This window comes from Affinundibacterium danionis (genome assembly GCF_042432465.1).
Classification (GTDB): domain Bacteria; phylum Pseudomonadota; class Gammaproteobacteria; order Burkholderiales; family Burkholderiaceae_D; genus Undibacterium; species Undibacterium danionis.
The window spans coordinates 66,506-86,527 of sequence record NZ_JBHLXJ010000012.1 but is presented as its reverse complement, the minus strand read 5'-3'; the positions used below and the strand labels follow the sequence as shown (position 1 = coordinate 86,527).

The following is a 20,022-nucleotide window of genomic DNA, read 5'->3' as shown; positions in this document are numbered from 1 at the left end:
CAATACAAAGTAAATAGCAAACAATCAGGAGAAGCACATGGCATATTTTGAATGGGCCGACGACATGGAAATTGATCGTGGTCCGATTGACGACGATCATAAAAATCTAGTGCGCTTGGTTAATGAACTACACACGGCAACCAGCGCTGGCCGCGGCCACGAAGTCATCGAAACAATCATACACGAATTGATCAACTACACCAAAGATCATCTTGAGCGTGAAGAACACATTATGGCTTCGCTGCACTTCCCAAATCTAGAGCGACACAAACAAGGCCATCAACAGTTTGTCAACAAACTCAATGAGCTACAAACAAAATACGAAACCGGCAGTATCACCGTTCCATCACAATTATCAACCGTGTTGCGCGACTGGCTATCGCTGCACATCCGTCGCTCGGATAAAGAGATCAAAGTGTTCTTACAAAAGAAAGAAAAGCTCGGTAAAAAATAGCCTGTTTGCGATCTTCTCAATAATCATCACAATCAAAGCCGCTTACTTCACTTCCACACTTTCGACGTGTATCAATTCGCAAGCCCCCGCACCGGTATCCTCACGCGTCAACGACGATTGCCAACGCCAGCCATCGGGTGCACTCACAGCGACCAATTTCCCGCGTAAATGAATAATTTGTCCTGGACGCAATTCCTTCAAGGTTTTCTCGATTTGCGAGTTAGCTGGAATCATGTGCATATTGGCGCTATGACTGGCAATTTCAGCGGGAGGACGTGGCGGTTGATCTTCCCAGCGATAAAAATAAAAACGATTACGCTGAGAGATTGTTAATGCCGACAAAACTTCAGAATCCGACATCGCTCCCCAACCCAATGCCAAATCCACGGGCGACAAATCCGCCTCGCGACCAGAACTATACAACTCCTTCGCCAAGATACGCGCTTCAATATCAAAATCTGCAAGTGCCTTGATCGTGTAATCCCCCTTCTGCCAACTATCACCACGATCAAGCATCGTTTGCACTGGCTCACGTTGCACCAAAACGCCACTAGCATGCGAAATCGGTTTCTGCGCACGCTGTTGATACTGATGCCAACCACCAAATACAATCACTGCCGCGAGCAGCCAACGCCATGAGAACATGTTTTACCCTTTATTTGAATTACGTCGCGGCCATCATAACAAAGCTGTACTGAATTTTCAGTGTGCAATTTTGGGTTATGGTGTGTAAGTGTTACCTCAAGCGATTCGCGACTGCTATTTTTCTGCATTTCTCTGTCGAGTTTCCTGAATCAATTGCCTAACTTCATGCCAGTGAATCTGGGTATAGCTACGTAAAATCCAAGGTTTTCTTTTGCCAAATCGATGCTTAGAAAGAACTCGCTTGACCACCCAATCGATTGGAAAGCCTGCCCACTCTGGTGCAGGCAAATCGAACATATTGAATCTAAGGGCCGGCAAGACTTCATTAAATAATATCCTCTCCAACTCCTCGATACTGTATTTAGAATCAGCACATTTTTGGGCAATGAAGTTGTAGGACAGCGTGACATCGGTATCCATATACAAATCCTGCATACAATCCCAAATTGGGGTTCTGTCTTCTACGTCTTGTTCGGGAGGATTCATTTTCATCGAATTTCCAACATAGGCACAACTTGGGATGCATACAAGTGAAAAAAGCAGTGAAGAAAATTGCGACGATTCCAGAAAATTCTTATTGGGCTATATATGCAATATCTTCGAGACACACATGATATTCCTGGTCGCTGATGGTAACAATTAGTGTCGCTAATAACTCGCCTGTATCTTGGCTGAGTGGCATAAAACATTCCACCAACCCGAAAAGATTAGAACTATTTTCTTGCTTAAAATAGTTCACAAGGATGCGCGCTTCACTAGCTTGGCAGATGATCGCGGAACGCTGTTCTCCGACAAGACAAAAATCGATGTCAGCAGTGATCGCTTCTACAATCGGCCTATCGTAAGCCAATGCATAGGCAAAACGTTCTGCGATCGAATGGTAGTCGCGGTCTTTGATCATTCGTACTAGTTCCGCGCCGATATCGGTTAGTGGTGCTTGATAAGTTTGATCGTAGGTGATTTTCATGTGAGGCTGAACGTTCACACTGTCAACGTTGAAGGTAAGGGGGCGTAGCGTCCCGCTTGACTGATGGGATGGACTCCCCCGTCTTTTTACGCGATATTAAGCGCACTGGTTCACATTGGGGATGGGGATCAGATTTCAACGTAAGGAGTCCACTATGAATACTACTACTGTGGCCGTTGATTTGGCCAAATCTGTTTTTCAACTTGCGGTCGCCGACACACAATGGCGAGTAATCGAGCAACACCGATTGACTCGTGCACAATTCGAACGATGGTTCACTAATCGCAACGTTTCGCTGGTCATTATGGAAGCTTGTGGCTCTGCTCATCATTGGGCTCGGTCTCTTAATGCTCTCGGTATCGAAGTCAAGTTACTTCCCGCAGCATACATTAGAGCTTATGTAAAACGCAATAAAACCGATGCCGCCGATGCATGTGCGTTGTTAGAAGCTGCGCGTTGTGCCGATATTCGCCCTGTTAAGATTAAATCGATTGAGCAACAAGCTTTGCAAGGTTTGCATCGCACACGTTCACTGTGGATGGGAACGCGCACCTCACGCATCAATGCACTGCGCGGTTTCTGTCGTGAATTTGGTATTTCCGTTGCGACTGGAAGTCCCAACGGCATAGAACAAATCTCACGCGTTCTAGCCGATCCAAATACTTCTGTTCCTCATCTGATACGCGGAACAATGAAGTTGCTGATCGAAGAAATCCATTTACTTGAAGCACGAGTCACCCAATTAGAAAAAGAACTGACCCAGCTCGCGAAGCAAAGTGCAGCATGCACAACCCTACTTTCAATACCGGGCATCGGCTTATTAACGGCGACCGCGATGGTTGCTGCCACAAGTGGAAGCGTTGCTCACTTCAAAGATGCTCGTCATTTCGCGAGCTGGTTCGGACTGACGCCGAAAGAGTACTCATCTGGTAACACGCGATACCTAGGACACATTTCCAAACGCGGTGATCGCTATCTTCGTATGCTTTTAACGCACGGGGCACGCTCCGTTTTGCGAGCGGCTAGCGTCAGCTTTAGTGCGGGGCGACACTTAGACGATCTACGAAGCTGGGCACTGAAAGTGCAAGGTCGAACTAACCACAACAAAGCGGCCTGCGCACTAGCCAACAAACTGGCCCGCATTTGTTACGCCACGCTGCGTGATGGTGAAGACTATGGAACCGTACAACGCATGAATAAAAAATTAGAAAGGACTTCGTATGCAATGCCAGCTTAATTCACCAATTAAGAATTGAAAGAATGATTTCCCACCAGCCTTTGCGTAGAGATTAATCACCCATCATGGCACAAGGCAACGCAACCAGATCATTGAACGCCGATCATGTTCAAACTGCGCTTCCGGCAGCTTCACGCCTGCCCGATGTTTCTTCAACTAGCGAGTGGCGCAATGATGACGCAGATTCCATGTCGGCACGGAACAAAATAGATTCCAAATTAGATGCCGGATATACGACTGCAGGCTTATTCCTCGCGCCAAAACTATTGATTAATTTCTTGTACTTTCGGGGGAGTCCATATACGAAAGGTTAGAAATTATATTTCCACAAATTCCCCAGACTCTGCATCATCGAAACGGGCACTCAACCTTTCACAAACGGACTTTATTAGCGCCAATTCGTTTTCACCCCAGACGCCAGAAACCGAAATGGTTCGAGGCTCTTCGCTTTCTTCTTTTCCTTCAAGACGAAGCGAAAGACTCAGTGGCTTTTTTGCGAGAGTCAAACATTCTTCAAGCGCTTGAGCGACTGACAGACGGGAGCCGAGTGATTCGGGAATCCAATCCTCAGGTAGGGCAGAAAGCTCGCGATCTTCGCGAAAAATAAGACCAATGCTGCTCATGATTTCCAAATTGTTTTAAAGTAAAAGAAGCCGACGTTAACATATTCTTAAATCTTCATCAAGAAAGTTCCAAGCCTTTCAAATCTCTTGCTACGTGTGAATGCAACTCAATTAAGGTAGCAAGCTCAAAGTTTGACGCGAGCGTAATTTGAGCGATAAATTCCCTCCCCCTTCAAGAGGAGGGCTAGGGTGGGGATGGGTTTCGTTGGGTTTTGTGGATGAGATCTAAAAAGTAAATGACAGAAACCCATCCCCATCCCAGCCTTCCACTTCAAGGGGAAGGGAAAAACCGCGCAATCTAAAATGTCATAAAATTTCATCACTTACTACGACTAGCTTTTGCTATCGTTGCCGTGAACTACGTCACTATTTCAAGCGCCAAGGTTTAAGCGGAATCACCAGTTTACTATCCGAGAACCATTTAATTTCTAAAGGCTCTTTACCATCTGCACTGGTTTCATCGCTGACGTCTTTGCCTGTTCCCATATTGACCTGAGCGTTACTGTTTTTGTTCACGTCCAGCACGAGCACAAGTCGGCTGCCGGGTGGCAGTAATTTTGCTGTCATTCGCGCATTCACAATTGGTACTTGTGTTTTCTTTCCGGGGGTCAGTAACTTGCGCACCGACATGTCATGCGCATAGCTGGCGCGGCCAATATAGTAGTTAAGAAAAACTACCTCACCTTCCGGTGAGATTGCGTAAAAGTTGTAACCTATGTCGACATCACGTTTATTGATGGCGATAGAAAAATGACCAGTGATACTTCCTGCAAGTTGCATCGTTTCTGTGAACGGTTCAGTAATAAACACAAGACCGTTACTTTTTGGTAGTTGCTTGTGAATCAAAGGCCACATACCCGCGTCGTTATTTGTGGTGCTGCGGTCAGCCAAATCCACGGTTTGCGCTACAAAACTCAGCATACTTGGTTTACTCGATGTCAGTCGATAATAACCGTCCTGATCTTGTGTCATACCAAGATAAAAAGTCTGCGCCTCTTGGTTTAACTTTTGCAATGGTGGATGATGCTGCCACGTGTTACTGCCCATCAGTTGATAATTGACTTTGTCTTTTAATAGTGCGGGACGTGATTTATTGAATAGCACATAGTCAAACCATTGGAAGGTCAGTTCTTCTGTGTCTTTTTCTAAAGCGACTGGATCGAGTTGATAATTACTATGGTGCGAATATGGCACACCTTGCGCGGTGCCATGGTTATACGGACCGATCAGCAAAGTGTGATTCGCTTTTGGATTATATTGGTAGTGCTGCTTCAAAAAATCGATGGCTGAAATTTGTCCTCCATCGAAATAGCCAGTAATCGATAGCACAGGGATATTGATCTTTTTGTAGTCGTTTTTGTAGGGCAGCATTTGTTGGTAATAGCTGTCATAGTCTGGATGCTTGAGCCATTTTTGGAACCATGGATTCGGTGTCCCTTCAACTTTGTCGATATCTCGGAAAGCGCGGCCACTTTTATACAAATTTTCAAACACATCATCCCAATACTTTCTATCTGCATAGACAGAATGGTCCATGGTCTTGTTGTTTGTCACATGAAACGCCCATTGATAATTAGGGGTGATAAAAATATTGTTCTCTATAGGAAGCCCGGTCATCGGATTGGCGGCGGCATAAGGCACGATGGTTTTTAATGCCGGATGCATGTATTTGGCAGCGGCCCATTGAACGAATCCCGCATAGCTGCCGCCATACATTGCGACACGACCATCGCTCCACGCTTGGTGGGTGATCCAATCCATGACTTGCGTTGCATCTTCACCTTCTTTTTCCCATGGAATGATTTCATCTGGACTTAAGCGCTTGCCGCGTGTGTTGGCAATCACGCCCACATAACCGTGCGCTGCGGCATGGATTGCCGTTTTGATGTGCCACGCTTCATCGGCATAAATAGAAAACTGAAAAGCAGCAGGACGCTTGATAGCATCTTGTTTTGGTCTAACGACCACTGCGGATAAACTCACACCGGATTTTGTCTTGATAAGCACGTTTGGTTCAATCACATAGCGTCTATCATTTTCTGCGGTGAGAACTTGATTTCCCGTTCCAAGAATTCGCTCGTAGACTTTGTAAAGCTGGTAGTTGGTCACGAGCTTAACGATGTCACTCTTCTCAATTGCCGCACTAGACTGGAGCTGTTTAAACAAGCGCAACATAAAGTCTTGCCCAATCTCTAGCGACCAACCTAGGCAATAGCTAACTTTGTATAAATCCTCGTTCGAATATGCACCAAGCTTGGTCGTCATGAACTTCAAAAGTGTTTGTGCATCGATCTGATTCGGATCGGACGATGCTTGCCTTAGCCACGCATCACTTGAGTAGTGAAAATAGCCCAAGGGATTTTTTTGTTTAGCGATGAGCGCATGCGTCTGATGAAAATCGCCTAAGAAGGAAGCGATGGCAATTTTGTCGTCATCTCTGCTCGCATCATCAGAGCTTAGCTTCGCGCGCTTTACCAAATCATTTAATTCTTGTCGAAACAGATCTGATTGCAATAATTGCAGTGCATCCGCCCTTTGCTCCATTTTGACTCCGACTAGGCTAGCGGGCTTTTGATAGGTTTCGCTAGACCAGGCATATTCAATAATCAGCGCTTGCAAAATTAGCACGATGAATACCATGATCGCGGATGGCTTTATTTGTCTCATAGCTTGACTCCATGTTGAATGAATTGAAGGAGCATAAAAAAACACCACAGAAATGTCGTGACGACAACATTACTTTTCATGACTTTTGATGACTTAGGCGGTTTTTCGCCAATTCCGCCTATGTGACTAGCTCACAAAACACACTGAACGTGATATTTTTCTAACTAATAACATCTTCACTCCAAAATTCATGCGCTGGCAAATCGAACAATTCCTTTTTTGCGATCAACAACAAACCCTGAGCAGCAAAGAGCAAGTGCAACAGCTTGAACCGATGGCAGTCGAATTGCTCAGTTATTTTTGCCAACATCCAGACAGTATTGTTAGTCGAGATGAGCTAATCAATTCGGTTTGGCTTGGCCGGGTTGTGACGGATAGCGCCGTGAATAAAGTGGTCACCAAATTGCGTAGGCATTTTGATGACGATGCCAAAAGCCCACGTTTTATCGCGACCTTTCCTAAGAAGGGCTATAAATTTATTGCGCAAGTGCGCGCCGTCGAAAAAGAAATTCCAGCAACTGAAACCCTTGAACTTGGCGATAGCGATCCTGAGAACAAGAAGGTGCCGAGCAATGATACTGAAGCAATATCGATCGAGTCTTCCGCATCAAAGAAATCACCAGACAAATTGATATGGCTCGCAGTAAGTGCATTTTTGATCGTTAGCTTGATTGGACTGAATCATTTCCTTCAAAAGAATCAAATATTACAGCCGACTGCAAGTACCAAATCCATCGCCGTCACGCGCGACGCAGGCGCGGATGTACTTCCCAACTTATCGCCCGATGGCACCATGTTAAGTTATGTCGAAGTAATCGAAAATAAAATGATCTTGAAGATAAAAAATTTGCCAGATGAAAATGTTTTCGTGTTCGACCATGGCGCTGCAAAAACCACTTCGGTTGGCCCCGCCGATTGGAGTGATGACGGAACACAAATCGTTTATTTGGTGACCACCCCAGAATCCTGCCAATACTACATTCGCGATGTGCAAGGAAAATCATTTTCTGCACCGCGCTTAATCCACAATTGTCCCGCAGGGAGCTATGGAAAAATAGAATTCACGCACGATAAAAATCGACTCATTTACGCCGAATCAGAAGGCCGAAATTTGCCTTACTCTTTATTCGAACTACAACTACAAACAGGAAAAAAGCGCCGACTCCCGCAACCTGAACTCGTCATCGGCGGGAATAGCCAGTTTGATCTTCATCCAACACAAAATAAGCTATTGATCTCGTCGCCCGACAAGCAACAATGGGAAGGTTTTTATGAACTCAATTTAGACACTGATCAACTCAAACTACTATTCAAACTTGATGCCTATATTTGCTGCGGCATTTGGAGTCAGCAAGGCGATCGCGTCATTTTGATGGGTGAACATCCGGCAAATCAATTACTCAGTTACGATTTACGCGGCAATAATGCCTACCCGATTTATTCTGGAAATTTGAATTTGAGAGCGCCAACGCGACATAGCAACGGTAAGGATTACCTCTTTCCTGCTGGCGAATCTAATCAAAACATTCACCAATTTCGCTTTGATACGCAAGATTCAATTGAGCTAGTGACGAACTCAGTCGATGATAGGCTCGCGACTTTTTCAGAGAAAAATCAAACCCTAGCGTTCATTAGTTTGGCCACTGGTAGCGAGGAAATTTGGCTACGGCAGGCGGTCTCCAACACTGCACCTAATAACACAAACCATACCGCAAAAAGACTCAGCCAATTCAACGACGGTAGGCATTACATCGATCTGCAATGGAGGCCCGATGGCAAGCAATTACTAGCACTCAGTCTGAATGAAATCCACCTGATCGACGCCAACACAGGTGCGTGGTCCAAAGTAAAACTACCGCAAAGAGAAATGCGTTCAGTCTCATTCAAAGACAATCAAACCATCGCCTTTAGCATCAACGTCAATGGCAAATGGCAGATCAACTACTACCACCTAGACACGGAAGCGAGCACGCTAGAAAATGACCAATGGCAGTACGTGAAATTTTCTGAACGAGAAGAAGACACGCTGTGGATCAATCAAGCAGGAGATCTCCACGCAGGAAAAATACCAAGAAAAGTGACCGAACTCAACGCAGAAAAAATCGACTGGCTATCCGGCAGAATCTTCAACATCCAAAAACACGGCGACGCATGGTACTGGCAACGCCGCACTACTCATCGTTTACAACTCATGCAAAAAATCGCGGATCAATCACCCAAAATCCTAGTGACCGCCGACAGCTATCATTTTAATGTTAGTAAGGCTGGCGTTTACTATCATCAATCACCGCCGCAGAATATTGATATTTATCGCACAGTGATGGTCCAATAAAGAAACAGTTTCTCAGCGTCATTCAATTGAAAAAGGTATCGATGTCTACGACCAGAGCCATCCAACGCGTCAGCATCTCTTAATTTCGTAGACATTTCCGAGATTAAAAAATAAGTTCCAAACGCAACTATATCGTTTAAAGGCGCACTTTAAACAACAATTACAATACAGCCCATAAACTGTAAATAATATTAACAGCTTATATCTTGTTTTTTTAAAATACATGACATAAGCTGTAGATCTACCTAAGAATGGATCTTCCTATGCAATTCTCACTTCAAACTATCGACCAGTTAAAACCACTTGTCCAAGGTTTTCGGAAACGAGCGGGTCTAACACAAGCGGCCATGGCTGAGAAGCTGGGAATAACCCAGCAAAGCTATGCGCAAATTGAATCAAACTTGCACTCCACGAGTGTGGAACGCCTGTATACCATTTTGCGCCTATTAAATGTTGAACTCAGTTTTTCGCCATCAGCTTTCATTACAGAGGCATTCGTCGGCGATCACAATACCCCACTAGCGCATCAAAAAAATTTAAAAGACACCTACGCAATTCAGGAAAAGACGAGACTGTACCCAAGCAAGCCAACTCAAACACAAAATAGTAATGAAGTACCAACTACCGTGTCGCAGAAATCTGCGGACTACATGAGTAAGACGCCAAAAGCCAAACCAAATAGTACAAAGTTGAATAGTGAGAAATCGATCAAGACTTGGCCGCAACCAATCAAGCAATCCGACAAGACCAAATGGTGAAAAATGGTTCTTACACAAAATAGTCGCAACGCACGTAAAGCCCGTAATCGAGGAAGCCTCAATGTTTGGCTCAATGGCATTCCGGTAGGTCAGTGGACTAATACTGCAAACAATTCAACGTTCACTTATTTTGAACAATGGTTGGCACACGAGCAAGGCCGCCCACTATCCTTGTCTATGCCTTTTCGGGCGGATAACGCCACCTACTCCGGCGAGGTGGTGACGAATTACTTCGACAATCTCTTGCCAGATAGCGAGCCAATTCGGCGGCGTCTGGTGCAGCGCCATCAAGTAGGTGGAACATCACCATTCGAACTACTCAGCGCTATTGGTCGCGATTGCGTGGGAGCGACGCAGCTACTACCGGTAGATCAAGTTCCTGACGATTTATTCAGCATCACTGGTGAACCGTTGAATGAACAGCGGATTGCGCAGTTATTGCGATCTACCACTACGCCTACGGAGGGATTGGCACGTTCCGATGCCAATCCGGATTTACGACTCTCAATCGCTGGCGCACAAGAGAAGACTGCACTACTTTGGCATCAGGATCAATGGTTACTCCCGCAAGGAAGTACGCCAACGACTCACATCTTAAAACTACCACTAGGCTTGGTCGGTGCCATGCAGGCGGATTTCCGAACCTCAGTAGAAAACGAATGGCTTTGCGCTCAAATTATAGAATTGTTCGGCCTACCGATCGCACGCACCGCCGTCCTACAATTTGAAGACCAAAAGGTATTAGGCGTTGAACGCTTCGACCGAAAATTCTCCGATGATGGCACTTGGATAGCGCGCTTACCGCAAGAAGATATGTGCCAAGTGGTAGGCTGTTCTCCATTGGAGAAATATCAGCGGGAAGGCGGCCCCGGCATAGTACGAATTATGCAAATACTGCTCGGCTCAGAAGCCGCCGAAGTTGATCGCTACCATTTTTTCAAAACACAACTCATATTCTGGCTACTAATGGCAACCGATGGTCACGCCAAGAATTTCAGCATCGCACTACTGCCACGCGGACGTTACCGCGCAACTCCCTTGTACGATGTTTTATCCGCACACCCTATCGTTGGTACAGGGAAAAATAAAATCCAGCAGCGCAACGCAAAGCTAGCGATGGCGGTACGAGGCAGTACCAATTATTACGATATATATCGAATCCAACGCCGACACTGGTCAACGATGGCACAACAAGTCAATCTAGGTGCGCAGGCCGCAGAACGCATTATCGAGGAGTTGATCGTACAGACACCGCGGGTTGTACGAGATGCATATCGACTGGTTCCCGCGTGGTTTCCCCAGGATCTGGCTGATAGTATTTTGCAAGGGATTTTGCGGCAGTTGAAGAAATTGCAGGGGCAGTCGGCGGAAAAATAGGTGTAATTCTATTGGATTCAAATAGCTATACCACTGTCACAATCGTAGGTTGCGGCTAAACAAAGTGAAGCCCAACGTAAGGCTACAGCATTGATCAATTCGGCTGCGATGCGTTGTGCGGTAACGCGAGCCAAATGTTATTTATCATCGCGCGAGTGGGCTGATAGTGCGACTCACCCTGTAACCTGGCAAGATATCTATGCACTACGACGCCTCTTTATCCAGATCAATATCCCGCCGACGTAGAGCACAAAGTCTAAGTTTGTGATTTAGCTCATTTCACACTACACAAGCTCTGTATTAAATCAATGTTTTGGGAGTAAAGAAGTATTCAGCACAATCCTGCTCTGGGCGAAATTAACTATGCATCATCAACAAACTACACAGTGGCTGATTAACATAATAATTGCCGCGACCTATTTTTTGTTTTTGCAAAATGCCACACTCCACCAACAACTCTAGATATTTGGTCGCGGTGATTCTACTCACATCTAGCTCTTCGACCAGAAAATCAATTTTGGTGTATGGGTGATAAAACAAATTATTTAACAAATCTTGGCTATAAATCTTCGGCAGTTCAGTGCGCATCTTGTGCTTGACTTCCGTCATCAGCACCTTCATTTGCGTAATCATCGAAATGGTGTTTTGTGCGGTATCGATGATCCCATCGAGCATATACAATAACCACGGCTCCCAATTTCCGGTCTCACGCACCGCTTGCAATTCATTGTAGTAGGCTGCCTTGTGATGAATAATAAAACGACTTAAATACAGCACAGGCAAATTCAATAAATCTTTAGCCACCAAATATAGGATATTTAAGATGCGTCCAGTGCGACCATTGCCATCGTAGAAGGGATGAATGCTCTCGAATTGATGGTGAATGATCGCCATTTTGACTAGAGGATCTGCATCACAAAGACTATCGTCATTGAGGTATTGCACCAGATTATCCATCAAGCAGGCAATTTCATTGGCGTCTTGCGGCGGGGTATAGACGACTTCACCAGTACGAGCATTTTTGAGTTCTGTGCCAGGCAGGCGACGCAAGCCAGCGTTGTTGTGCTCGATATCTTGTTGCACGGTCAAAATGTCGTGCAAGCGAATGAGCTTATTTTGACGAACAACGGTAAAGGCCTGTTTTAAGGCAAACGCGTAATCCTGCACTTCTTTAGCAGCTGGATTCACTACCGCCTCTTCAAACAAATTAGCTTTGTAGAGTTCATCGTGTGTGGTGACTATGTTCTCTACTTCTGAACTGTCTTTCGCTTCTTGCAAAACCAGCGTGTTAATTAAGATGGCTTCATTAGGAATGCTAGCCGCCACCCCTTTCAACTCTGCCAGATAACGATGCGCCTCTGCCGTTTTCTTTAATACTGCACGTGTCTCCCATTGGGTGATGTCAGGCAGAGGTAATTTAATGTGCGGTAGTAACATATAAATTTCGCGCTTTTTTAGCTTTCAAAGCTATTACATATATAAGAACCCGAAAAAATTATACATGACCAGTTTAATATGTATAGAAAAATCAGTTTTCTATACATTAGACCTTATTCCACCGTCACACTCTTAGCTAAATTCCTAGGCTTATCAACATCAGTCCCCCTTGCCAATGCCGTGTGATACGCGAGCAATTGCAAAGGCACCGTATGCAAAATCGGCGACAGCATGCCGTAGTGCTCTGGCAGGCGGATTACATGTACGCCTTCGCTTGGTGTGATGCGGGAATCGGCGTCGGCGAAGACGTAGAGTTCGCCGCCGCGTGCCCTAACTTCTTGCATATTCGATTTGAGCTTTTCGATTAGCGTGTCATTTGGTGCGACCGTGACTACTGGCATCTCTTTGGTGACGAGTGCGAGTGGGCCATGTTTGAGTTCACCTGCTGGATAGGCTTCTGCGTGAATGTAAGAAATCTCTTTGAGTTTTAGTGCGCCTTCGAGTGCGATGGGGTAATGCAGGCCGCGACCTAAGAAAAGTGCGTTTTCCTTGCGAGCGAATTCGTCTGCCCAAGCGATGATTTGTGGTTCTAGCGCGAGTACTGCGGTGATCGCTACTGGCAAGTGACGCAGGTCTTTGATGTGATCTTGTTCTTGCACTTCGCTTAAACGATCTTTACTTTGCGCTAGCGTGAGCGCCAATAAAAATAAGGCAGCGAGTTGTGTTGTGAATGCTTTGGTGGAAGCGACTCCGACCTCGACACCTGCGCGCGTGATGTAGGCGAGTTCGCATTCACGCACCATGGCGCTGGTGGCGACATTGCAGATCGTCAGGCTGTGCGGCATGCCGAGTTCGCGTGCGTGTTTGAGGGCAGCGAGTGTATCTGCCGTTTCACCGCTTTGTGAAATCGTGACGATTAAACTCTTAGGATTGGGTACGCTGTCGCGATAACGATATTCACTCGCGATTTCCACATTGACTGGAATTTTGGCGATGGATTCTATCCAGTACTTTGCAGTCATGCCTGCGTAGTAACTGGTGCCGCAAGCGAGGATTAAGACATTGTCGATCTCTTTGAATACGCGATAAGCCTTGTCACCAAATAGCTCGGGCATGATATTGGTGATGCCATCTAAGGTATCGCCTAATGCGCGTGCTTGTTCGAAGATTTCTTTTTGCATGTAGTGGCGATATGGGCCTAATTCTGCTGCGCCAGTATGGGCGTGCACAGTGCGCACTTCGCGTTCGACTTGCTTGCCATTCACATCAACAATCCATACGCGCTGCAATTGCAGATCAACGACATCGCCTTCTTCTAAATAAATAATCTGATCGGTGGTCCCTGCTAAGGCCATTGCATCAGATGCTAAGAAATTCTCACCTTTGCCAATTCCGACGATCAGTGGTGAACCTTGACGGGCGCCGACCACGCGATGTGGCTCATCACGGCAGAACACGGCAATTGCATACGCACCGGTTAAACGTTTGACCGCTTGTTGTACGGTGTCAAATAAATCGCCGCTATATAAATGATCGACCAAATGGGCGATGACTTCGGTATCGGTTTGGCTTTCAAATACATAACCGGCTTGCATCAGTTCAGCACGTAGCTCTTCGTGGTTTTCAATAATGCCGTTGTGTACCAAGGCGATACGCGCATTCTCGCCATTACGAGAAAAATGCGGGTGCGCATTGGCGGAAGATGGTGCGCCGTGGGTTGCCCAGCGTGTATGCGCAATGCCAGTAAAACCTGCTAAGCCAGTTTGCTCGACTTGCGCTTGCAACTCGGCGACGCGCGAAGTGCTGCGTGAACGCTGCAATTTGCCATCGACATGCAAGGCGACGCCGCAAGAATCATAGCCGCGGTATTCGAGGCGTTTGAGGCCCTCTAACAAGATAGGAGTGATATTACGTTGTGCTACTGCGCCGACGATGCCACACATAGAGACCTCCGCTTGAGCTTTGTTTAGCTCTGTTTAAGAATAGATGCGTCTGAATTGACGTATTGCAGTATGCTAATCTCAAGATGAAGAAATTTTCACTCAAAATTTTCTCATTAATGACATAATTCTACATACCAACATCAAGATAGCTAAATATTTTAAATATCTAATTATTTTGAATGAATATTTCACTTAATTTATTCGAAGAAGGAATGCAGACCAATGAGCTTAGATGATTTGGATAAGCGTATTCTGCAACAACTACAAATAGATAACGCACTTAGCAATCAAGACTTAGCGAGTTTGGTGCACGCCTCACCTGCGACCTGCTTACGCCGCGTCAATCGTCTGGTGAAATCTGGGATCATCGCGAGACAGGTCGCGATTCTTGCGCCAGAAAAAGTGGGCGCGGGTTTGACTGCCATCGTTGAAATTACGCTCGATCATCAGGCCAGTGAGCATCTGGTGGCTTTTGAGCAATTGCTTGCCCAAGAAATCGCAGTCCAACAATGTTACCGCGTTTCACCTGGCCCAGATTTTGTGTTGATCATACAAGTTGCTGACATGGCGGCTTATCACGCCTTAGCGCATCGCTTGTTTGCGACACATGCCAATGTACGCAATGTACGGAGCTTTTTTTCCATCTCACGCAGCAAATTTGAAACGCAAGTGGTAGTAACTTAAGATAACTCAGCGTAGAGGTGAACTCACAAGGCTAGTGCTCCCCTTCAGCTATCAACAGCATCTACCCAGGCATGTAAACAATGTTGAGCTCGCGCTCCAAAATCTAAAAATCCACTCAAGCAATACGCTTTTGCTTCGCTTATAAAAGATCCGGCCAGACAAATTGCGCTCGTTCTCACACGAAAATATTGCAAGAGATAGATTAAAAACCAAGAAAATCAAACCCAACTTAAAGAAAAGTACATTTATCGTTGCATATGCACGACAAATACTTTCAAAAGCTTTGATTAACATCAAATTATTTCTTGACTATGACAAGATATACTTTTTATGAATGACTGACATTACAAATCAAAATTGTATTTATATTTATCGTATTGCTATGATTCTACCTGTCGCAACACTGAGCGCAAAACGCAAACAGAGAAACGACAAATGTTTGAAATTAACTTAATCATATCAATCTTAAATAAGGAAATATTATGTTGAACGCATTCGTAGAAATCCAACTGGTAGTAACAATGGTTGCTGTAGTTGCTGTATTCTCTGCTTACTTCATCGACTCTTCTACCAACTAATTCGGTAGCAATTTTGATAGTAGTAACACGAAATAAAGCTCTAAATGCAGTAATAAGAATGAATAAGCAGTAGTCAGATTAATGCATTTGAAAATAGATGTAAGCAGTAAATCAGTAGTAAATCAGAAGCAAAGCCCAGCAAACACTGGCAAATCTTGTAGCTAAGACAGCGTTCATAGATATGCGACAAGTATCTCGCTCAAAGCAGAACGAGCACTATGAAAGCAGTCTGACTAGGGGGATATTCTTCCCCCTGGCTAGTGGCGAGAACCTAAATCAAATCTCCAAACCAATTCTCCATCACGCACAACGCCAACTGGCGCAATCAGCTGCTTGCTCCGTTATTTGCTCCGTTATTTGCTCCGTTATTTGCTCCGTTATTTGCTCCGTTATTTGCTCCGTTATTTGCTCAGTTATTTGTTCAACGAGTGAAGTACGTTCGCACCTCACTGCCTCGCTTACTTCAATTTACTTTTTGATTTTAACTGGGCGCTGCCAGCCTTCGACGGTTATTTGTCGTGCGCGCGATACCGTTAATTTACCTTCTGGGGCATCCTTGGATAGCGTCGTTCCAGCGCCCAAGGTCGCACCTTTGCCGACTCTCACCGGTGCAATCAATTGGCTATCGCTACCGATGAAGGCATCATCTTCGATCACGGTACGGAATTTATTCACACCATCGTAATTGCAGGTGATCGTGCCTGCGCCAATATTGACCCGACTACCGATGGTCGCATCGCCGATGTAAGCTAAATGATTGGCTTTGCTGTGGGCCGCGATCTGGCTATTTTTTACCTCCACAAAATTCCCGATATGCACGTCTTCACCCAACTCCGCGCCGGGACGCAAACGTGCGTAAGGACCTATCTGTCCTTGCTCGCCGACGATGGCATCTTCAATATAACAGAACGCTTTAATTACACTGCCTGCGCCGATTTTTGCATTTTTAATCACGCAATTCGCGCCAATTTTAACGCCGTCCGCCAATTCCACTTGCCCCTCAAACACGCAACCCACATCAATCGTAACATCACGCCCGCAAACCAAATTACCACGTACATCGATGCGCGCTGGATCAAGCAAAGTAACTCCCTGCTCCAACAAACTTGTCGCGATATTTTTTTGATGCAAACGCTCTAATTCAGCTAACTGAACTTTACTATTCACGCCCAGAGTTTCCCAAATAGCGTCGGGTTGCGCCGAGGTCACGAGGACACCATCGGCCACCGCACTAGCGACAATATCCGTCAAATAATATTCACCTTGCGCATTTTGATTGGAAAGCTGTCCCAGCCATTTTTTTAAGGCGATGGTTGGCGCCACCATAATGCCTGTGTTGACTTCAGTAACCATTCGTTCAGCTGCATTCGCATCCTTCTGCTCAACGATGCGGCAGATTTTTCCATCCTCACGAATGATGCGACCTAGACCAGTTGGGTCAGCCATATGCGCAGTCAAAATGGCTAATTGATCCGAGCCTGCGGCAGCCACCAATCTTTGCAAACTCGCACTGCGGGTCAAAGGAACATCGCCATATAAAATCAAGGTCGGCACCGCATCATCCAGATATGGAATGGCCTGCGCTACGGCATGCCCAGTCCCCAATTGTGGCTCTTGCTTGGCAAAAGAAATACCCTCCTCCGAAACCGTTGCTGCAACTGCGGTCGGCACTTGCTCGCCACCATGCCCATAAATCACACAGATCTTGGCCGCCCCCATGTCAGATGCATCTTTACGAGTAGTAGCGCAGACCTCGCGCGCGGTCTCAATCACATGTTGTAGCATGGCTTTACCAGCGATAGGATGCAGCACCTTAGGGAGATTCGATTGCATGCGTTTGCCCATGCCGGCAGCAAGAATGACGACGTTCATAAATTTTGTATAAGTAAGAAACTAGAAGCCGCAAGTCTATCATGCCGATCCACCTTGGAGCCTTGGGCTTGCAGTGTCATAATCCGAACTTCTTTAGAAATTTTTACCCAGCTATGACGCCCGAACTTAGAAAAGAAGCCTCCGAACTTCAACTCCACAAACGCGGCATACGCATTAATGTACAGCTGCATGTGATTGAGGCTGACGACGAAGTCACGCTGCGCAGCAAACCAGAGGTCGAAGCTAGACTGTGGGCACTATGGGCAGTAAGTCAAGCCGCGAGCGACGAAGATCCTAATCGAGCGAAGGTGCTGCACCATTACTTGAGTCAACGCGGTTTATTAGGCGCATTATCTGCGCAAGAATCGACGTTTCTAACAGATCAATTCATGGCTCCACAACAGCGCATCCGGTTTCTTGAACGCCGACATGCCTTTCATTTTCTGGCCTGGTGCGCAGGTCTATTGGACAACATTGATTTGAGTAGCAAGCCCATCAAAAGCGACACGATATTGCAGTACTTCCCAAGGCTAGACAGCCCGAATCCTGAGCCACTCAGCGACAACTCATTATCCCTGACTAACGCAATCAAACTACGCCGTAAAGATGCCATAATGAATTGGTCAGATTTGCTATATCGCTTACATTGGGCGGTACGACATGCGCAACTCAATGGCAAACCTAGCCCGGGCAATATTGATAGCGCAATGGTCAGAGAATGGCATCAAGCCGTCAATTGGATGTGTTGCTACGACGACGAGCAAGATTGGGATCAAGTCAGCACCGAAACTACTGCATAGGCTAGAAAATACAGGGAACCTTCGTATTAAAGGCTGGTCTATCGATGTGGATCAAGATATCCCCGACCAATTTGCTCCCGCTTTTTAGGTAGATTTAGCGGCAAATCGGGACGGTGTAAAAGAATTAGATAAACAGTTAATTAAGCGATTAAATAGGCTACCAACTAAGCAACTAACTAAGTAATTAACTATTAAAACCCGGTTCACTACAACATCAACAAGGAAAATTATGAGACTACCCCTACGCCACAAACTTCCTATGGCCGTCATTATCTGCGCCTTATTTGCCAATTCTAGTATCACGACCACGGTCAGCTACGCGGCTCCCGTCAAAGCGTCGAGTGAAGAAGCACTAATCACGAAGGCAAAAGCGATACACAAACGGGTGCTCACGCTTGATACACATAATGATATCGATATTAATAATTTTGGTTTTTCTCGTAATTACGCACAAGATTTAGAAAATCAAGTCACGTTGCCGAAGATGATTGCCGGTGGCTTAGATGCGTCCTTCTTCATTGTCTACACTGGACAATCGACCGAAGCTGATGCTTTCGAACCTGCTGGATACAAACGTGCTTATGACAGCGCCATCAATTTATTTGAAGGCATACATCGCATGACCACCGTGTTGGCGCCGAATCAAATTGAATTTGCACGCAGTGTGGCTGACGTCAAACGGATTTATGCCAAAGGCAAAAAAGTTGCGTTAATTGGTGTCGAAAATGCCTATCCTTTGGGCGATGAAAAAGTCGCCTTGCGACGTGTCAAACAATTCTATGAACGCGGCGCACGTTATATGTCACTCGCGCATCAAGGTCACAGCCAATTATCCGATTCCAATACGGGCGAAGCCATTGGTTGGAAATGGAATGGTTTATCACCACTGGGCAAGCAAGTCATCAGTGAGATGAACAAATGGGGCATTATGGTGGACGTATCGCATCCATCCAAAGAATCCATGATGCAAACTTTGGCGATTACTAAAGCGCCTATCATCGCTTCACACTCCTCGGTGCGGGCTTTATGCGATGTCAGCCGCAATATGGATGATGAACAATTGCTGGCACTCAAAGCAAATAATGGCGTCATCCAGATCGTTGGTTTTAACAGCTATTTAAAGACAGACTCACCTGAACGCCGCGCCGCGATTAAGGCTGTGCGTGACGAATTCCAATTACCAAACAATGTCTCTCCCCAAGGTTTGCGCCGTGGCCCTGTTGGCGGCTTTAGCGAAGAACAACGTATCGCAATCATAAAACGCTTCGATGAAGTTGATGCCAAATTCCCAGCACCGACTAGAGCCACTGTTAAAGACTTGGTCAATCATATCGACTACGCAGTCAACAAGATCGGCATCGACCACGTCGGCATTTCCTCTGATTTCGATGGTGGTGGCGGCATCGACGGATGGAACCACGCAGGTGAAACGTTCAACGTCACTTTGGAATTAGTGCGTCGAGGTTATACCGAAGCGCAAATCGCCAAACTGTGGAGTGGTAATTTATTGCGCGTCATGGGCGATGTAGAAAAAGTCGCGAAAGAATTACAAGCGCAAAAATAAAAATTCTTCTTTCAACCATCAAATGCGAGAAAGAGTGAAACCCGCGCCGTCAGTCCATCGAAAGTCTAAGCGGCGCGGGCTTCA

General features: G+C 45.9%; 17 protein-coding genes. 9 read left to right on the top strand and 8 right to left on the bottom strand.

Annotated features, from left to right (window positions below; translation table 11 throughout):
- Window positions 1-37: 37 nt before the first annotated feature.
- The gene (locus tag ACFFJH_RS11185; protein WP_390212603.1) at window positions 38-454 is read left to right on the top strand and encodes a bacteriohemerythrin; all 417 of its coding nucleotides are present in this window, start codon (window positions 38-40) and stop codon (window positions 452-454) included.
- Between the two features lie 42 nt (window positions 455-496).
- On the opposite strand, the gene ACFFJH_RS11180 is transcribed toward ACFFJH_RS11185, so the two are convergent.
- From ACFFJH_RS11180 to ACFFJH_RS11170, 3 genes are all read right to left on the bottom strand, one after another.
- Window positions 497-1,099, bottom strand: a complete 603-nt coding sequence (locus ACFFJH_RS11180) for a hypothetical protein (protein ID WP_390212601.1) — start codon at window positions 1,097-1,099, stop codon at window positions 497-499.
- A 114-nt stretch (window positions 1,100-1,213) separates the two neighbouring features.
- Window positions 1,214-1,591, bottom strand: coding sequence for a DUF7079 family protein (locus ACFFJH_RS11175; RefSeq protein ID WP_390212599.1), 378 nt, complete (start codon window positions 1,589-1,591; stop codon window positions 1,214-1,216).
- Window positions 1,592-1,673: 82 nt separating this feature from the next.
- Window positions 1,674-2,066 (bottom strand): hypothetical protein, encoded by a 393-nt coding sequence (locus ACFFJH_RS11170; RefSeq protein ID WP_390212596.1) that lies wholly within the window; start codon window positions 2,064-2,066, stop codon window positions 1,674-1,676.
- A gap of 154 nt (window positions 2,067-2,220) precedes the next feature.
- Between ACFFJH_RS11170 and ACFFJH_RS11165 the strand changes: the two genes are divergently transcribed.
- Window positions 2,221-3,303, top strand: a complete 1,083-nt coding sequence (locus tag ACFFJH_RS11165; RefSeq protein WP_390212593.1) for an IS110 family RNA-guided transposase — start codon at window positions 2,221-2,223, stop codon at window positions 3,301-3,303.
- 65 nt (window positions 3,304-3,368) lie between these two features.
- Window positions 3,369-3,617 (top strand): hypothetical protein, encoded by a 249-nt coding sequence (locus ACFFJH_RS11160; RefSeq protein ID WP_390212591.1) that lies wholly within the window; start codon window positions 3,369-3,371, stop codon window positions 3,615-3,617.
- Between the two features lie 3 nt (window positions 3,618-3,620).
- On the opposite strand, the gene ACFFJH_RS11155 is transcribed toward ACFFJH_RS11160, so the two are convergent.
- Both ACFFJH_RS11155 and ACFFJH_RS11150 read right to left on the bottom strand, forming a co-directional pair.
- The gene (locus ACFFJH_RS11155) at window positions 3,621-3,926 is read right to left on the bottom strand and encodes a hypothetical protein (RefSeq protein WP_390212588.1); all 306 of its coding nucleotides are present in this window, start codon (window positions 3,924-3,926) and stop codon (window positions 3,621-3,623) included.
- 366 nt (window positions 3,927-4,292) lie between these two features.
- Entirely contained in the window at window positions 4,293-6,593 is a 2,301-nt protein-coding gene (locus tag ACFFJH_RS11150) for a CocE/NonD family hydrolase (protein ID WP_390212586.1), read from the bottom strand.
- A 190-nt stretch (window positions 6,594-6,783) separates the two neighbouring features.
- Here ACFFJH_RS11150 and ACFFJH_RS11145 point away from each other — a divergent pair, with 190 nt between their 5' ends.
- The 3 genes from ACFFJH_RS11145 to ACFFJH_RS11135 all read left to right on the top strand — a co-directional run bounded on the left by ACFFJH_RS11145 (window position 6,784) and on the right by ACFFJH_RS11135 (window position 11,060).
- On the top strand, window positions 6,784-8,925 hold the full coding sequence (locus ACFFJH_RS11145; protein WP_390212583.1) for a winged helix-turn-helix domain-containing protein: 2,142 nt from the start codon (window positions 6,784-6,786) through the stop codon (window positions 8,923-8,925).
- 263 nt (window positions 8,926-9,188) lie between these two features.
- Window positions 9,189-9,683: a helix-turn-helix transcriptional regulator gene (locus tag ACFFJH_RS11140; RefSeq protein WP_390212581.1), complete on the top strand. Its 495-nt coding sequence runs from the start codon at window positions 9,189-9,191 to the stop codon at window positions 9,681-9,683.
- A 3-nt stretch (window positions 9,684-9,686) separates the two neighbouring features.
- Window positions 9,687-11,060, top strand: a complete 1,374-nt coding sequence (locus ACFFJH_RS11135) for a type II toxin-antitoxin system HipA family toxin (protein ID WP_390212579.1) — start codon at window positions 9,687-9,689, stop codon at window positions 11,058-11,060.
- 357 nt (window positions 11,061-11,417) lie between these two features.
- Here ACFFJH_RS11135 and ACFFJH_RS11130 read toward each other — a convergent pair whose 3' ends face one another.
- The gene (locus ACFFJH_RS11130) at window positions 11,418-12,497 is read right to left on the bottom strand and encodes a Fic family protein (protein WP_390212576.1); all 1,080 of its coding nucleotides are present in this window, start codon (window positions 12,495-12,497) and stop codon (window positions 11,418-11,420) included.
- A 113-nt stretch (window positions 12,498-12,610) separates the two neighbouring features.
- Window positions 12,611-14,440: a glutamine--fructose-6-phosphate transaminase (isomerizing) gene (gene glmS / locus ACFFJH_RS11125; RefSeq protein ID WP_390212574.1), complete on the bottom strand. Its 1,830-nt coding sequence runs from the start codon at window positions 14,438-14,440 to the stop codon at window positions 12,611-12,613.
- Between the two features lie 222 nt (window positions 14,441-14,662).
- Between glmS and ACFFJH_RS11120 the strand changes: the two genes are divergently transcribed.
- Window positions 14,663-15,124 carry an Lrp/AsnC family transcriptional regulator gene (locus ACFFJH_RS11120; RefSeq protein ID WP_390212571.1) on the top strand — a complete coding sequence of 154 codons (462 nt, stop codon included), beginning with the start codon at window positions 14,663-14,665 and terminating at the stop codon, window positions 15,122-15,124.
- Window positions 15,125-16,170: 1,046 nt separating this feature from the next.
- On the opposite strand, the gene glmU is transcribed toward ACFFJH_RS11120, so the two are convergent.
- Window positions 16,171-17,574: a bifunctional UDP-N-acetylglucosamine diphosphorylase/glucosamine-1-phosphate N-acetyltransferase GlmU gene (glmU, locus tag ACFFJH_RS11115; protein ID WP_390212569.1), complete on the bottom strand. Its 1,404-nt coding sequence runs from the start codon at window positions 17,572-17,574 to the stop codon at window positions 16,171-16,173.
- Between the two features lie 41 nt (window positions 17,575-17,615).
- Between glmU and ACFFJH_RS11110 the strand changes: the two genes are divergently transcribed.
- Both ACFFJH_RS11110 and ACFFJH_RS11105 read left to right on the top strand, forming a co-directional pair.
- Window positions 17,616-18,374, top strand: coding sequence for a DUF4272 domain-containing protein (locus ACFFJH_RS11110; protein ID WP_390212566.1), 759 nt, complete (start codon window positions 17,616-17,618; stop codon window positions 18,372-18,374).
- A 229-nt stretch (window positions 18,375-18,603) separates the two neighbouring features.
- Window positions 18,604-19,938 carry a dipeptidase gene (locus ACFFJH_RS11105; RefSeq protein WP_390212564.1) on the top strand — a complete coding sequence of 445 codons (1,335 nt, stop codon included), beginning with the start codon at window positions 18,604-18,606 and terminating at the stop codon, window positions 19,936-19,938.
- Window positions 19,939-20,022 lie beyond the last annotated feature (84 nt).

What these genes read in the sequence shown, in the direction of transcription:
- ACFFJH_RS11120 (WP_390212571.1), top strand. Translation starts at nt 14,663, where the DNA reads ATGAGCTTAGATGATTTGGATAAGCGTATTCTGCAACAACTACAAATA.
- ACFFJH_RS11165 (WP_390212593.1), top strand. Translation starts at nt 2,221, where the DNA reads ATGAATACTACTACTGTGGCCGTTGATTTGGCCAAATCTGTTTTTCAA.
- ACFFJH_RS11150 (WP_390212586.1), bottom strand. Translation starts at nt 6,593, where the DNA reads ATGAGACAAATAAAGCCATCCGCGATCATGGTATTCATCGTGCTAATT.
- ACFFJH_RS11170 (WP_390212596.1), bottom strand. Translation starts at nt 2,066, where the DNA reads ATGAAAATCACCTACGATCAAACTTATCAAGCACCACTAACCGATATC.
- ACFFJH_RS11155 (WP_390212588.1), bottom strand. Translation starts at nt 3,926, where the DNA reads ATGAGCAGCATTGGTCTTATTTTTCGCGAAGATCGCGAGCTTTCTGCC.
- ACFFJH_RS11185 (WP_390212603.1), top strand. Translation starts at nt 38, where the DNA reads ATGGCATATTTTGAATGGGCCGACGACATGGAAATTGATCGTGGTCCG.
- ACFFJH_RS11105 (WP_390212564.1), top strand. Translation starts at nt 18,604, where the DNA reads ATGAGACTACCCCTACGCCACAAACTTCCTATGGCCGTCATTATCTGC.
- ACFFJH_RS11135 (WP_390212579.1), top strand. Translation starts at nt 9,687, where the DNA reads ATGGTTCTTACACAAAATAGTCGCAACGCACGTAAAGCCCGTAATCGA.
- ACFFJH_RS11175 (WP_390212599.1), bottom strand. Translation starts at nt 1,591, where the DNA reads ATGAAAATGAATCCTCCCGAACAAGACGTAGAAGACAGAACCCCAATT.
- ACFFJH_RS11140 (WP_390212581.1), top strand. Translation starts at nt 9,189, where the DNA reads ATGCAATTCTCACTTCAAACTATCGACCAGTTAAAACCACTTGTCCAA.
- ACFFJH_RS11130 (WP_390212576.1), bottom strand. Translation starts at nt 12,497, where the DNA reads ATGTTACTACCGCACATTAAATTACCTCTGCCTGACATCACCCAATGG.
- ACFFJH_RS11145 (WP_390212583.1), top strand. Translation starts at nt 6,784, where the DNA reads ATGCGCTGGCAAATCGAACAATTCCTTTTTTGCGATCAACAACAAACC.
- ACFFJH_RS11180 (WP_390212601.1), bottom strand. Translation starts at nt 1,099, where the DNA reads ATGTTCTCATGGCGTTGGCTGCTCGCGGCAGTGATTGTATTTGGTGGT.
- ACFFJH_RS11160 (WP_390212591.1), top strand. Translation starts at nt 3,369, where the DNA reads ATGGCACAAGGCAACGCAACCAGATCATTGAACGCCGATCATGTTCAA.
- glmS (WP_390212574.1), bottom strand. Translation starts at nt 14,440, where the DNA reads ATGTGTGGCATCGTCGGCGCAGTAGCACAACGTAATATCACTCCTATC.
- ACFFJH_RS11110 (WP_390212566.1), top strand. Translation starts at nt 17,616, where the DNA reads ATGCCGATCCACCTTGGAGCCTTGGGCTTGCAGTGTCATAATCCGAAC.
- glmU (WP_390212569.1), bottom strand. Translation starts at nt 17,574, where the DNA reads ATGAACGTCGTCATTCTTGCTGCCGGCATGGGCAAACGCATGCAATCG.